This window comes from Azohydromonas australica DSM 1124 (assembly GCF_000430725.1).
Lineage (GTDB): Bacteria > Pseudomonadota > Gammaproteobacteria > Burkholderiales > Burkholderiaceae_C > Azohydromonas > Azohydromonas australica.
On sequence record NZ_KE387205.1, the window covers coordinates 28,436 to 40,501 of the forward strand.

A 12,066-nucleotide genomic window follows, 5' to 3' on the forward strand; every position below is an offset into this window, starting at 1 on the left:
CCGGTTCATCCCCGCTCACGCGGGAAATAAGAGCACGAAACGGCCCGGCAAGCTCGGGTCGTCGGTTCATCCCCGCTCACGCGGGAAATAATCTTCTCCCAACCGGTTGATCTTAAACAACTTTTTGGCCTCCTCCGAAGCTACCAAAAAGTCGTCTTGATTTTTAGTAAGTTTTTAAGGATCGGTGCCGGGTGGTGCATGGGCTTGGCCGCTGACCCGTCGCGGGTCATTTTCCGTCGCGGCGATCCTTGCGCCTTGAGCGCACCAGCCACCGCCCGTACAGGTCCAGGTTCACCACCGCCACGCCCACCGCCAGCACCCACTGCAGCTTGTGGGTGAGCCCCACCGGGTACAGCAGCGGCAGCAGGTAGTGCTCGATGAAGCCGCCGCCGTAGCCGCGCGCGCCGGCCAGCGTGCGCAGTTCGTTCTCCAGCGGCGTGAGCGGGCACAGGCTGCCCGACAGCTCCACGTACACGCCCCACAGCAGCGCCGGCACGTGCAGCCACACCAGGCGCGGCCAGCGCGGCAGCAGCGCCGCGCCGAACACCACGAAGCCGATGAACAGCAGGTGCAGCAGTACCACCGCCTCGGCCGCCAGCGCGTAGGGCCAGGCCGTCATGCGGTGCCTCCGCACCGCGCGTGCGGCGTCCGCCGGCGCACGCCTCGCATGCAAGGCTTCACGCCGCGCGCGGGCAAGGACGGAAGGGTCTTCAGGCGCCTCATGGGCCCTCACCATAATCCCGCCCATGCTCCCCGCACTGCTTGAACGCTTGAGTTTCGGCGCCAGGCCCGCCGAGCTGGACCACGCCGCCAAGGTCGGCGCCCGTGGCTGGATCGAGGAGCAGCTCCAGCCTTCCGATGACGATCCCCTCCTGGCCCAGGCGCTGCGCCAGGCGCGGCTGCGCATCAGCTACACGCCCGGCACCGACGCGCCGCCCGTCGACGAGCTGCGCCCGCTGTCGCTGCTGGACCAGCCCGTGCAGGCACTGTGGCCGCTCACCGACCGCAAGGCCGCGCTGGCCCGCGAGGAGCGCCTGCGCCCGCTGCACGAGCTCACCGCCGCCCGGCTGCTGCGCGCCGCCTACAGCCGCTGGCAGCTCCAGGAGCTGCTGGTGGACTTCTGGCTCAACCACTTCAACGTCTACGCCGACGTGCCCGAGGCCGCCGCGGGCATGCCCGAATTCGAGCGCGAGGTGATCCGCCGCCACGCGCTGGGCAACTTCGCCCAGATGCTGGAGGCCGTGGCCACGAGCACGCCCATGCTCGTCTACCTCAACAACCGCAGCTCGCGCACCGGCGCGCCCAACGAGAACTTTGCCCGCGAGCTGTTCGAGCTGCACACGCTGGGCCGCGCGCGCTACCTCAACGAGGCGTTCCATCGCTGGCGCGACGTGCCCGGCGCCGCGCAGGGCGCCCCCCAGGGCTACATCGACCAGGACGTCTACGAGGCCGCGCGCGCCTTCACCGGCTGGACCGTCGAGGACGGGCGCGGCCCCGGCCCCGGCCGCAAGCTGCCCGCCAGCGGGCGCTTCCGCTACGTGGAGTCCATGCACGACCCCTACCAGAAGCGCGTGCTGGCCCAGGAGCTCGACGCCTTCGCCCCCGCCCAGGCCGATGGGCGCCAGGTGCTGGCGCTGGTGGCCGAGCACCCGGGCACGGCCGAGCACCTGTGCGAGAAGCTCTGCCGCCGCTTCGTCGCCGACGACCCGCCGGCCTCGCTGGTGGCCTCTGCGGCGCGGGTGTGGACGCTCAACCGCCGCCATCCGCGCCAGGTGGCGCGGGTGCTGGCGCACATCCTCGACTCGGCCGAGTTCGCCCGCGCGCTGGCCGATCCGCGCCGCGCCAAGCTCAAGCGCCCGCTGGAGGTGGCGATGAGCTTCGTGCGCAAGCTGGAGCTGCCCTTCGCGCCGTCCTCGCCGCACCTGTTCAACGTGCTGGCCGACGCCGGCCAGCCGCTGTACCGCTGGCCCACGCCCGATGGCATGCCCGACGTGTCCGCCTTCTGGCTCACCAGCCACGGGCTGCGCCGGCGCTGGGCCCTGGTGATGGGCCTGGCCGAGAACAGCTGGGACACCGGCGCCGTCGGCCCTGAACACCTGGCGAGCGGCCCGGACGTGCCCGATGCCGCCGCGCTGGTGGCCCGGCACGCGGCGCGGCTGCTGGGCCCGCCCCGCGCTGCCGCGGTGCTGGCGCGGCTGGCGCCCGCCGGGGTGCTGCCCGCCGCGGACGCGCCGCCGCCGCAAGACGCGCAGGCCTGGCGCGCCGTGCGGCGCAGCCTCGCCTATGTCGCCATGAGCCCGGAGTTCCAGTGGAGATGAACGCCTCGATGTCCGAGCCGATGCCGCGCCTGCGCCGCCGCGAGCTGCTCAAGGCGCTGGGCTGCAGCGGCGTGGCCGCGGCCGGCGGCGGCCTGCACCACATGGCCTTCGCGGCCGAGCCGGCGCCGGACGCCGGCTCGCTGGTGGTGGTGTTCCTGCGCGGCGGCGCCGACGGGCTGCACCTGGCGGCGCCGGTGGACGACCCCGACTACGTGGCCGCGCGCCCGGCCGACCTGCGCGTGGCCGAGGGCGGCAGCGCGCCGGGCCTGCGGCTGCCCGCCGCCTTCGCGCCCGGCCGCGACTGCCGGCTGCACCCGGCCGCCGCGCCGCTGCTGGAGCTGTTCGGGAGCGGCCACGCGCAGCTGCTGCACGCCTGCGCGCTGGAGGGCGGCACGCGCAGCCACTTCGCGGCGCAGGAGCGGCTGGAGGCGGCGCTGCCGCCGCCGTCGCCGGCCCGCGAGCCACGCCCCGAGGTGCAGGGCTGGATCGCGCCGCTGCTGCGAGACGCCGCCGCCCCCGCGAAACCGGGCGTGGCCTGCGTGAGCACCACCGCGCGCCCCGCGCGCGCGCTGCTGGGCGCGGGCTTCTCGCTGAACCTGGCGGGCGAGCTGCGCGACGCCCTGGCACTGCCCGGCGGGGCGCCCGGGCGCGCGGCGCTGGAGGCGCTGTACGCCGCCATGCCTGGCGAGGACCCCCTGGCGCCGCTGGGCCGCCAGACGCTGCACCAGCTCGCGCTGCTGGAGGCCCGGATGCCGCGCGTGGAAGGCGGCGCCCGCCTGGCGCCCTACGCGCCGCCCGCGGGCGTGCAGTACGACGCCGGCAACCGGCGCTGGATGCACGACCTCCAGACCGTGGCGCAGCTCATCCGCATGGACGTGGGCCTGCGCGTGGCCTGCGTGGACCTGGGTGGCTGGGACACGCACGAGGGCCAGCCCGCGCGTCTGGCGCCGCTGGTGCGGCAGTGGGCGCGCAACCTGCGGGCGCTGTTCGACGACCTGCAGGCGGGCGGCCGGCCGGCGACGGTGCTGGTGATGAGCGAGTTCGGCCGCCGGCTGCGCGCCAACGGCAGCAGCGGCACCGACCACGGCCATGGCAATGTGCTGTGGTCGCTGGACACGCGCGGCCGCGCGCTGCTGCCGCCCACCGACTGGCCCGGCCTGGCCATCGAACAGCTCGACAACGGCCTGGACCTGAAAGCCACGCGCGAGGTGCGCGCGGTGCTGCGGGACGTGGGCAAGAAGGTGCTGGCGGGCGAGGAGTTGCACGCGGTGGGCTGAATCACCCCGCTGCCTGCGCCTCCTCGCACTCCCGCCGCAGCAGCGCCGTGGCCTCGGCCGCCGGCAGCGCGGGGCTGAACAGCCAGCCCTGGTAGGCCTCGCAGCGCAGCGCGCGCAGCCGCTGCAGCTGGTCCTCGCGCTCCACGCCCTCGGCCACGATCTGGCAGCCCAGCGTGTGCCCCAGCCCGATCACCGCGCGCACGATCGCCTCGTCGCTGGCGTCCTGCACCATATCGCGCACGAAGGAGCGGTCGATCTTGATGGTCGCGATCGGGAACGCGCGCAGCCACGCCAGCGAGGAGTGGCCGGTGCCGAAGTCGTCCAGGTGCACCTCCACGCCCAGCTTCACCAGCGCCTGCAGCTGCTCGGCCACGGCCTCGAACTCGTCGATCACCGCCGATTCTGTGATCTCCACCGCCAGGCTGCCGCCGGGCAGGCCGTGGTGCGCCAGCGCCTGCGCGATGCGCCCCACCAGCCCCGGATGCCGGAACTCGCGCGGCGAGAGGTTGATCGCCACGCGCGTGTGCAGCCCCTGCTCGCGCCACGACTGCAGCTGCCGGCACGCCATGCCCAGCACCGCCTCGCCCACGGCGCCGATGAGCCCGCTGCTCTCCGCGATGGGGATGAACGTCACCGGCGACACCACGCCCAGCTCGGCATCGGTCCAGCGCACCAGCGCTTCGAAGCCATGCACCCGGCCGCTGGCCACCTCCACCTGCGGCTGGTAGTGCAGCGTGAGCGCGCCCTCGCGCAACGCGGCCTGCAGCCGCGCGTGCACGCGCTGCTCCTGCTGCGTGCGCCGGCCCAGCGCCGGGTCGTAGCGCGTGGCCTGCGCGCGGCCCTGGCGCTTGGACTCGTCCAGCGCCGCCTCCGCGCAGCGCAGCAGCCCCTCGGCGTCCGCCGCGTCCGCCGGGAACGCCGCCAGGCCCATGGCCGCGGCCACGGGCCACTCGACCGTGCCCACGCTCACGCCCGGTGCCAGCAGGGCCGCGATCTGGCGCTGCAGCGCCGCCAGCGGCTCGCCCGCCTGCACGCCGCGCGCGATGACGCCGAACACGTCGCCCTCCAGCCGCGCCACGAAGTCCACCGGCGCCGCGGCGCCGTCCAGCGCCTGCGCCACCTTGCGCAGCAGCGCGTCGGCCACCGCGCCGCCGTGGCGCGCATTGACCTGCTTGAAGCCCGCCAGGTCCGCCAGCGCCAGCGCCACCGGCTCGCTGCCCGGCGTGGCCGCCTGCACCACCCGCGCCAGCTCGTCCACGAAGCGCCAGCGGTTGGGCAGCCCGGTGAGCAGGTCGTGCGCGGCGCGGTGCTCGATCTGGGCCTCGTACTTGCGCCGGTGCGACACGTCGGTCACGCAGGCCGTCATGCGCCAACCGCCGGCAAAGCGCGTCTTCTCGATGGCCACTTCCACGTCCAGCAGCGTGCCGTCGCGGCGCAGGCCCTGCAGCCCGGTGCGCTTGCGCTCCAGCGGCAGGCCGCCATCGACCCAGCGCGTGCGCAGCTCGCCGTGGCGCTCCCGCAGCGCCGGAGGCAGCAGCGCCTCCACCGGGCGGCCGATGAGCTCGCCGTGCCCCCAGCCGAACATCTCCTCCAGCGCCCGGTTCACCAGCAGCATGCGGCCGTCGGCGTCCGTCACCACCACGCCTACGGGCGCGAGCTGCAGCAGCTCCTGGTACTCGGCGTTGTGCTGCTCCACCTCGCGCCGTGCCTGCTGCAGCCGCAGGTACGGGCGCCGCACGCGGCGCAGGAACACGCTGCGGTACAGGCAGGCGTAGGCCAGCACCTTGTAGAGGTGGCCCAGCAGGTTGGCGCCGGTGGTGACCTCCTTGCCGTAGATCAGCAGGAAGAACTCGCCCAGCAGCATCAGCAGCAGGGCGTCGCGCACCGGCGCCTCGTCGGCGCGCTCCTCGGCGTCCATCGCGCCCATGCGCCGCAGCTGCCCGGCCAGCGCCAGGGCCAGGCTGGCCATGATGGCGGCCTCGACGCCGAGCTTCAGCGGCGTGAGCCCCGCCTCGGCATCGAAGGTGCTCGGGAAGGCCTGCGGCTGCAGCACCGCCAGCGTGCCCAGCAGCGCGCACAGCAGCAGGCTCGCGCCGGTGAGCCGCCCCAGGGCCCGGCTGCGGGCCAGCGCCGGGGGCCAGGGCACGCACCACACGATCAGCGCCGCCGTCGCCACCACGCGCCCAAGCAGCCACAGCACGATCGACTTCTGGGCGGAGTTCGGCGTGACGAAATCCGGCATGCCGGCGTAGGAGAGCAGGTGCAGCACGTCCATGCCGGCCACCACCAGGAAGCCCGTGGCCACCACGCCGTGCAGCCGCCGCTCCCGCTCGTCGAGCACGTAGCGCGCGGTCAGCGCCACCAGCATGCCCACCACCACCGCCACCATCTCCAGCAGCGTGTGCATCGACAGGAACGCCGAGCGCGGCAGCACGAAGTCCAGCGCGTTGCCGGGCCAGGCCAGCACGTACAGCAGCGGCGTGACCAGCACCACCAGCGCGACCCAGCCGCAGGGGCGCCACACCGGCACCGCAGCCGGGTGCTCGGGAAGGACGGGGTTTCGGGGGAAGTTCATGGAGGGACGCGGCTGGAACGCGAGTCCCCTCCCCAACGGGCGGGCCCCTACACCCCCGGCCGGCACGGCTCCTCCCGCGCGGCGGGGGGAGCGTGGTTCATTTGTTAGTAAGCGTTTGTTTACTTGGATGCTAAGGCGCTGCGCAGGGGACGGCGCACCGGTGCGGCGACCGAGTGGCCCGGCCCCGGAAATTCTTCACGCGCCGCCGCTGTCCTCCAGTCCCAGCTCGCGCAGCACCTCCAGGGTGTGCTGGCCGCGGCGCGGCGCGGAGCCAGGCGTGCGCGCCGGGGTGCGCGACAGGCGCGGCGCGGGCGCGGGCTGGGTGCGGCCGTCCACCTGCACGTAGGTGCCGCGTGCGGCGTGGTGGGGATGGGCGGCGGCCTCGTCGAGGTCGAGCACCGGGGCGAAGCACACGTCGGTGCCTTCCAGCAGCGCACACCAGTGGTCGCGCGGCTGCGTGCGGATCAGCGCCGCGATGCGCGCCTTGAGTGCCGGCCAGCGCGCGTGCTCGTGCTGGCGCGCCGGGTCCTCGTCGTGCAGCTCCAGGCGGCGCAGCAGTTCGGCGTAGAAGGGCGGCTCGATGGCACCCAGCGTCACGTGCTGGCCGTCGGCGCACTCGTACACGTCGTAGAAGGGCGCGCTGCCCAGCAGCAGGTTGTGCGCGCGCTCCTCGGGCCACCAGGGGCTGCCGCGCATGTGGCGTACCAGGGCCGAGAGCGCGGCCACGCCGTCCACCATGGCCGCGTCCACCACCTGGCCGCGGCCGGAGCGGCGGGCCTCCAGCAGCGCGCACACCACGCCGAAGGCCAGGAACATGGCGCCGCCGGCCATGTCGCCCACGATGGTGGGCGGGATCACGGGCGGCGCGCCGTCGCGGCGCGAGAGCGAGAGCACGCCGGTGAGCGCGACGTAGTTGAGATCGTGCCCGGCCGCCTGCGCCAGCGGGCCGTCCTGGCCCCAGCCGGTGACGCGCCCGAACACCAGGCGCGGGTTGCGCGCCGCCACGGCCTCGGGGCCCAGGCCCAGGCGCTCCATCACGCCGGGCCTGAAACCTTCGATCAGCGCGTCCGCCGACTCCAGCAGCCGCCACGCCGCCTCCAGCCCCGCGGGCTGCTTGAGGTCCAGCACCACGGAGCGCTTGCCGCGATCGGTGGCCGTGCGCTCCAACCCCGCTCCGGCGGCGGCGGCGCGCTCGACGACGATGACGTCGGCGCCCATGTCGGCCAGCAGCATGCCGGCCAGGGGGCAGGGGCCCAGGCCGGCGAATTCGACGATGCGCAGGCCGGCGAGCGGGCCGGGGGCGGGCGGGGTAGTGGTCACGGGGCGTCTCCTGTGTCTTGTCGGCCGGGTGTCCGAAGGCCGGCCGGCTCATTCTGGCGGGTGCGCATGCCGTGACCCGGGGCTTGACGGCACGACGGTTGCCGCGACCGGCCGGCGGACGCGCTGGTCCGCGCCGACCTACAGCAAAGGACGCTACATGCCTGACGCAAAAAGCCCTGCCGGTCCCGGCAAGTCCACCACCGAGCGGCGCGAAGCCGCGACCGAGCGCGAGGAACTGGAGGAAATGAGCACGCCCGAGGACGAGGACGGCAACTACAGCCGCGGCGCGCGCACCGCCGAGCGCGATGCGCACGTGAGTGACCGCAGCAACCAGGGCTCCGCACCGAAGAGCTCCAACACGAAGAGGCCCTGAGCGGGGACCGCACCCGACGCTCTTCCATCACGGCACCGCCGCCGGCTTCCCGTGGCCGGCGGCGGTGCTTTCCTTCGGGCCGATGGCGCCCGGCCCGGCCCGCTGGTCTATCCCGCCAGCCTGCCCTCCAGCTCCAGCTGCGTCAGGTACAGCCGCAGGTCGAATTCCAGCTGGTGGTAGTCGGGCTCCATGTAGGTGCACAGCTGGTAGAAGGCCTTGTCGTGGTCCTGGTGGCGCAGGTGGGCCAGCTCGTGCACGGCAATCATCCTCAGGAAGGCCTCGGGCGCGTCGCGGAACAGGCTGGCGATGCGGATCTCGCGCTTGGCCTTGAGCCGCCCGCCCTGCACCCGCGACACCATACGGTGCGTGCCCAGCGCCTGCTGCAGCAGGCGGATCCGCGGGTCGTACTGCACTTTCGACAGTGGCTCGCTGCTGCGCAGGTGGCGGGCTTTCAATTCCTGCACGTAGTCCCACAGCGCACGGTCGGTGCGCACGGTGTGCGCCTCCGGATAGCGCCGCGCCAGCAGGGCGGCGAGCTTGTCCTGCTCGATGAGCGTGTGCACCTGCGCCAGCAGCGGCTCGGGATAGCCGGCGAGGTATTTCAGCGAGGGGGCGGTCGGGAGACGGGAAGGGGCTTCGGACATGGGCGGCGATGCTAGCGGCCCGCTTCGACCCTCCCGGCGCTTGGGCCGCCGACGCCGGCGTGGCCGGTCAAATGTCTTTGGACCCGCCGCGTTCGCGGGGACCGGACGCGGGAATGGGGGACTTGCGCGGTATGACGCGGGCGACGCCCGCGCGCGGCCTGGAGTCGCATCCGCGTTTCACCTCCTGTCGGGCGAGGTGTTCGCACGCCCGTCGTGCCTGCCGATCGGCAGCGGCGCTTGCACAGCCCGATGTGTCCCAAAGGAACCAGCATGCAAAAGAAGCAATCCGTGATCCCGCGACTCTTCGGCCTGGGTGCGCTGGCCGGCACGGCCCTGGCGCTGAGCGGCTGCCTGGCCACGACGCCGACGATGGGGGGCGGCTCCAAGGGCGCCATCACCGGCGCGGCCGGCGGCGCCACGGCGGAGAACGCCAACAGCCAGCTCGAACGCTGCGACCAGTCGCTGGGCACGCTGGGCATCGTCGAGGACCAGAACTCCAGCTGGTACCAGAGCCTGCGCAACTACAAGCTGGGCTCCACGGTGCCGGTGCTGCGCATGATGATCCAGCAGAGCAACTGCTTCGTGATCGTGGAGCGCGGCGCCGGGATGGCGAACATGAACTACGAGCGGCAGCTGCAGCAGTCCGGCGAGATGCGTGCCGGCAGCAACTTCCAGCGCGGGCAGATGGTGGCGGCCGACTACACCATGAGCCCCAGCGTCACCTTCAGCCAGAACACGGGCGGCCTCAACGCCGGGCTGGCGGGCCTGCACCGCAACCTGGGCGTGCTGAGCTCGGTGGCCGGCGGCATGAAGACCAACGAGGCCTCGACCATGCTGGTGATGATCGACAACCGCTCCGGCGTCCAGCTCGCCGCCGCCGAGGGCAGCGCGCGCAACATGGACTTCAACGTGCTGGGCGGCCTGGTGGGCAGCAGCGGCGCCGGCAGCGTCGGCGGCTACGGCAGCACGCCCGAGGGGCAGATCATCCTCACCGCCTTCGCCGACAGCTACAACCAGCTCGTGCGCGCGGTTCGCAACTACCGCGCGCAGACCGTGCGCGGCGGCCTGGGCACGGGCGGCGCGCTGGGCGTCTCCGGCGGCAGCACGCCGGCCTCGCAGCAGGTGGACGCGCCGGTGCGGCGCAAGTAAGCCGCTGCGGGCGCGCGCCTTCAGGCCGCGCGCCGCTTGAACAGCGCCGAGGCATGGCTGGCCTCGGCGACCTCGGCGGCGGTGGCCATCAGCACCGGGCCGAGCTCCAGCATCCGCTGCTCGGTGAGCCGCACCAGCGGCCCGGCGATCGTCACCACCCCGATGGCCTTGCCGTCCCGGCCCAGCACCGGCGCGCCCATGGCCGTCATGCCCGGCGCGAACACCTCCACGATCATGCTGAAGCCGCGCTGGCGCGCGGCCTTCACGAAGGACAGCACGCCCTTGACGGTCGTGGGCGCCTTGGGCCCGAAGTCCTGCGGCTTGCCGAAGCCCTGCCGGGCCACCAGCTCCAGCGCCTGCTCCTCGCTCATGGTGGACAGCCAGGCATGGCCCGCGGCGCTGCACGAGAGCTGCACCGACAGCCCCATGTCGGGGTCATAGCGCAGCCCGCGCGTGGCGCCCTGCGCCTTGGCCACGAACACTAGCTCGTCGCCGTCCACCACCGCCAGGCGCACCAGCTCGCCCGCCTCCTTGGCCAGCCGATCCAGCAGCGGCTGCGCCACGTCCACCACGCCGGAGCTGCTCAGGAAGCCCAGCCCCAGCGCCACCAGCTTGATCGTCAGCGCGTACAGGCCCTGCTCCTGGAGCTGGCGCACGTAGCCGATGCGGCAGAGGTCCGTGAGCAGCCGGTGCGTGGCGCTCAGCGGCAGCTCCAGCTCCTGCGCCAGCGACGACAGCGAGCGCCCCTCGGGCGCCGCGGCCAGCTTCTCCAGGATCTGAAAGCTGCGCTCCAGGGCTGTGCTCATCGTGCGACACCGTGCGTAGTGGTTTACGCCACTGTAGCGCGTCTGGAAGCAAATTCAGTTTTGGAAAATCTTTCCAAAAACGTAGGATTGCGCCACCCCACGAGAAGGAGACAAGCTTGAAGACGCTGCTTCACGCCGCACTGGCGCCCTTGCTGGCCCTGGCCTGTGCCGGGCCGGCCGCCGCACAGGACATCCAGGAACGCACGATCAAGTTCGGCCACCTCAACAACGCCGACCACCCGGTGAGCTTCGGCGTCAAGCGCTTCGCGGAAGCGCTGGCGAAGAAGTCCGGCGGCAAGCTCAAGGTGCAGGAGTTCCCGGCCTCGACACTGGGCAACGAGATGCAGCAGCAGTCGGCGCTGCAGGGCGGCGTGCAGGAGATGTCGGCGCCCGCCACCACCTCGCTGGCCGGCATCGTCAAGGACTTCGGGCTCATCGACTTCCCATTCGCGGTGGCGAACTTTGGGCAGGCCGACGCGCTGCTGGACGGGCCCTTCGGGCGCGCGCTGCTGGCCAAGCTGCCTGAGAAGGGGCTGGTGGCGCTGGGCTACTGGGACCTGGGCTTCCGCAACGTCACCAACAGCAAGCGCCCCATCACGCGCGCCGAGGACCTGGACGGGCTCAAGCTGCGCGTGATCCCCAACCCGGTGTTCCTGGACACCTTCAAGGCCTTCAAGGCCAACCCGGTGCCCATGCCCTTCGCCGAGCTGTACGGCGCGCTGGAGGCGCGCGCCGTGGACGGTCAGGAGAACCCCTTCTCGGTGATCCTGTCCAACAAGTTCTACGAGGTACAGAAGTACGTCAGCGCGACGAACCACGTCTACGCCGCCAACATCCTGCTGGTCAGCAAGCGCTTCTGGGACCGGCTCAGCCCCACCGAGCAGCGCCTGATGCAGGAGGCCGCCGACGAGTCGCGCCTCTACCAGCGCCAGGTCAGCCGCGCGTCGGCGCAGAAGGCGGTGGGCGAGCTGCAGGCCCGGGGCATGCAGTTCAACGAGATCTCCGCGGCCGAGCGCGCGCGCATGCAGCAGATCGCCAAGCCCGTCACCGAGCGCCTGGCCGCCGGCTACGACCCCGCGATGGTCAAGCTCTACAACGACGAGCTGGCCCGCGTGCGCAAGCAAGACACCCACTGACACCCCGAGCCGACCATGAAGATCCTCGTTTTGCACGGCCCCAACCTGAACCTGTTCGGGCGTCGCGAGCCGCACATCTACGGCACCACCACGCTGGCCCAGATCAACGAGCGCCTGGGCCTGCTGGCGCAGGAGCTGGGCGTCGAGCTGGAGACGCTGCAGTCCAACCACGAAGGCGTGCTGGTGGACAAGCTGCACGAGCGCATCGACAGCGTTGACGGCGCGCTGATCAACCCGGCCGGGCTGACGCAGCACGGCGTGCCGCTGCACGACGCCATCAAGGCCATGCCCTTCCCGGTGCTGGAGATCCACCTCTCCAACCTCGCCACGCGCGAGCCCTGGCGCCACCACTCGATCATTTCCCCGGCCGTGCGCGGGACGGTCATGGGCCTGGGCTGGCGCTCCTACCTCGCCGGCCTGCGTGCCCTGGTCGAGCTGGTGCAGGACGCGCGCGCCGGCTGAAACGCC

At 72.7% G+C, this 12,066-nt stretch carries 11 protein-coding genes; 6 read left to right on the forward strand and 5 right to left on the reverse strand.

Features of this window, described 5'->3' with window-relative positions; all coding sequences use genetic code 11:
* Positions 1-226: 226 nt before the first annotated feature.
* Positions 227-619, reverse strand: a complete 393-nt coding sequence (locus H537_RS0124155) for a DUF2784 domain-containing protein (RefSeq protein WP_028999897.1) — start codon at positions 617-619, stop codon at positions 227-229.
* 127 nt (positions 620-746) lie between these two features.
* On the opposite strand from H537_RS0124155, the gene H537_RS0124160 reads away from it, so the two are divergent.
* Together H537_RS0124160 and H537_RS45240 are read left to right on the forward strand one after the other, a co-directional pair.
* Positions 747-2,318 (forward strand): DUF1800 domain-containing protein, encoded by a 1,572-nt coding sequence (locus H537_RS0124160; protein WP_051243195.1) that lies wholly within the window; start codon positions 747-749, stop codon positions 2,316-2,318.
* Entirely contained in the window at positions 2,315-3,595 is a 1,281-nt protein-coding gene (locus tag H537_RS45240; protein WP_051243196.1) for a DUF1501 domain-containing protein, read from the forward strand. The genes H537_RS0124160 and H537_RS45240 overlap by 4 nt, the downstream gene beginning before the upstream one ends.
* Position 3,596: 1 nt before the next feature.
* On the opposite strand, the gene H537_RS0124170 is transcribed toward H537_RS45240, so the two are convergent.
* Both H537_RS0124170 and H537_RS0124175 read right to left on the reverse strand, forming a co-directional pair.
* Entirely contained in the window at positions 3,597-6,170 is a 2,574-nt protein-coding gene (locus H537_RS0124170; RefSeq protein WP_084150915.1) for a bifunctional diguanylate cyclase/phosphodiesterase, read from the reverse strand.
* Between the two features lie 195 nt (positions 6,171-6,365).
* On the reverse strand, positions 6,366-7,490 hold the full coding sequence (locus H537_RS0124175; protein ID WP_238446778.1) for a CaiB/BaiF CoA transferase family protein: 1,125 nt from the start codon (positions 7,488-7,490) through the stop codon (positions 6,366-6,368).
* A 157-nt stretch (positions 7,491-7,647) separates the two neighbouring features.
* Here H537_RS0124175 and H537_RS0124180 point away from each other — a divergent pair, with 157 nt between their 5' ends.
* Positions 7,648-7,863, forward strand: coding sequence for a hypothetical protein (locus tag H537_RS0124180; RefSeq protein ID WP_028999901.1), 216 nt, complete (start codon positions 7,648-7,650; stop codon positions 7,861-7,863).
* 107 nt (positions 7,864-7,970) lie between these two features.
* Here H537_RS0124180 and H537_RS0124185 read toward each other — a convergent pair whose 3' ends face one another.
* A complete protein-coding gene (locus tag H537_RS0124185) occupies positions 7,971-8,507 on the reverse strand; it encodes a M48 metallopeptidase family protein (protein ID WP_051243197.1) in 537 nt (178 codons plus the stop codon).
* 270 nt (positions 8,508-8,777) lie between these two features.
* Between H537_RS0124185 and H537_RS45245 the strand changes: the two genes are divergently transcribed.
* Positions 8,778-9,656 (forward strand): CsgG/HfaB family protein, encoded by an 879-nt coding sequence (locus H537_RS45245; RefSeq protein ID WP_156901911.1) that lies wholly within the window; start codon positions 8,778-8,780, stop codon positions 9,654-9,656.
* A 20-nt stretch (positions 9,657-9,676) separates the two neighbouring features.
* On the opposite strand, the gene H537_RS0124195 is transcribed toward H537_RS45245, so the two are convergent.
* On the reverse strand, positions 9,677-10,462 hold the full coding sequence (locus H537_RS0124195; protein ID WP_028999903.1) for an IclR family transcriptional regulator: 786 nt from the start codon (positions 10,460-10,462) through the stop codon (positions 9,677-9,679).
* A gap of 116 nt (positions 10,463-10,578) precedes the next feature.
* Here H537_RS0124195 and H537_RS0124200 point away from each other — a divergent pair, with 116 nt between their 5' ends.
* Together H537_RS0124200 and H537_RS0124205 are read left to right on the forward strand one after the other, a co-directional pair.
* Positions 10,579-11,598, forward strand: a complete 1,020-nt coding sequence (locus H537_RS0124200) for a TRAP transporter substrate-binding protein (RefSeq protein WP_028999904.1) — start codon at positions 10,579-10,581, stop codon at positions 11,596-11,598.
* Between the two features lie 15 nt (positions 11,599-11,613).
* Complete coding sequence (locus H537_RS0124205; protein WP_028999905.1) at positions 11,614-12,060, forward strand: type II 3-dehydroquinate dehydratase; 447 nt, start codon at positions 11,614-11,616, stop codon at positions 12,058-12,060.
* Positions 12,061-12,066: the final 6 nt, after the last annotated feature.

What these genes read in the sequence shown, in the direction of transcription:
- H537_RS0124185 (WP_051243197.1), bottom strand. Translation starts at nt 8,507, where the DNA reads ATGTCCGAAGCCCCTTCCCGTCTCCCGACCGCCCCCTCGCTGAAATAC.
- H537_RS0124205 (WP_028999905.1), top strand. Translation starts at nt 11,614, where the DNA reads ATGAAGATCCTCGTTTTGCACGGCCCCAACCTGAACCTGTTCGGGCGT.
- H537_RS0124155 (WP_028999897.1), bottom strand. Translation starts at nt 619, where the DNA reads ATGACGGCCTGGCCCTACGCGCTGGCGGCCGAGGCGGTGGTACTGCTG.
- H537_RS45240 (WP_051243196.1), top strand. Translation starts at nt 2,315, where the DNA reads ATGAACGCCTCGATGTCCGAGCCGATGCCGCGCCTGCGCCGCCGCGAG.
- H537_RS0124180 (WP_028999901.1), top strand. Translation starts at nt 7,648, where the DNA reads ATGCCTGACGCAAAAAGCCCTGCCGGTCCCGGCAAGTCCACCACCGAG.
- H537_RS0124195 (WP_028999903.1), bottom strand. Translation starts at nt 10,462, where the DNA reads ATGAGCACAGCCCTGGAGCGCAGCTTTCAGATCCTGGAGAAGCTGGCC.
- H537_RS0124170 (WP_084150915.1), bottom strand. Translation starts at nt 6,170, where the DNA reads ATGAACTTCCCCCGAAACCCCGTCCTTCCCGAGCACCCGGCTGCGGTG.
- H537_RS45245 (WP_156901911.1), top strand. Translation starts at nt 8,778, where the DNA reads ATGCAAAAGAAGCAATCCGTGATCCCGCGACTCTTCGGCCTGGGTGCG.
- H537_RS0124160 (WP_051243195.1), top strand. Translation starts at nt 747, where the DNA reads ATGCTCCCCGCACTGCTTGAACGCTTGAGTTTCGGCGCCAGGCCCGCC.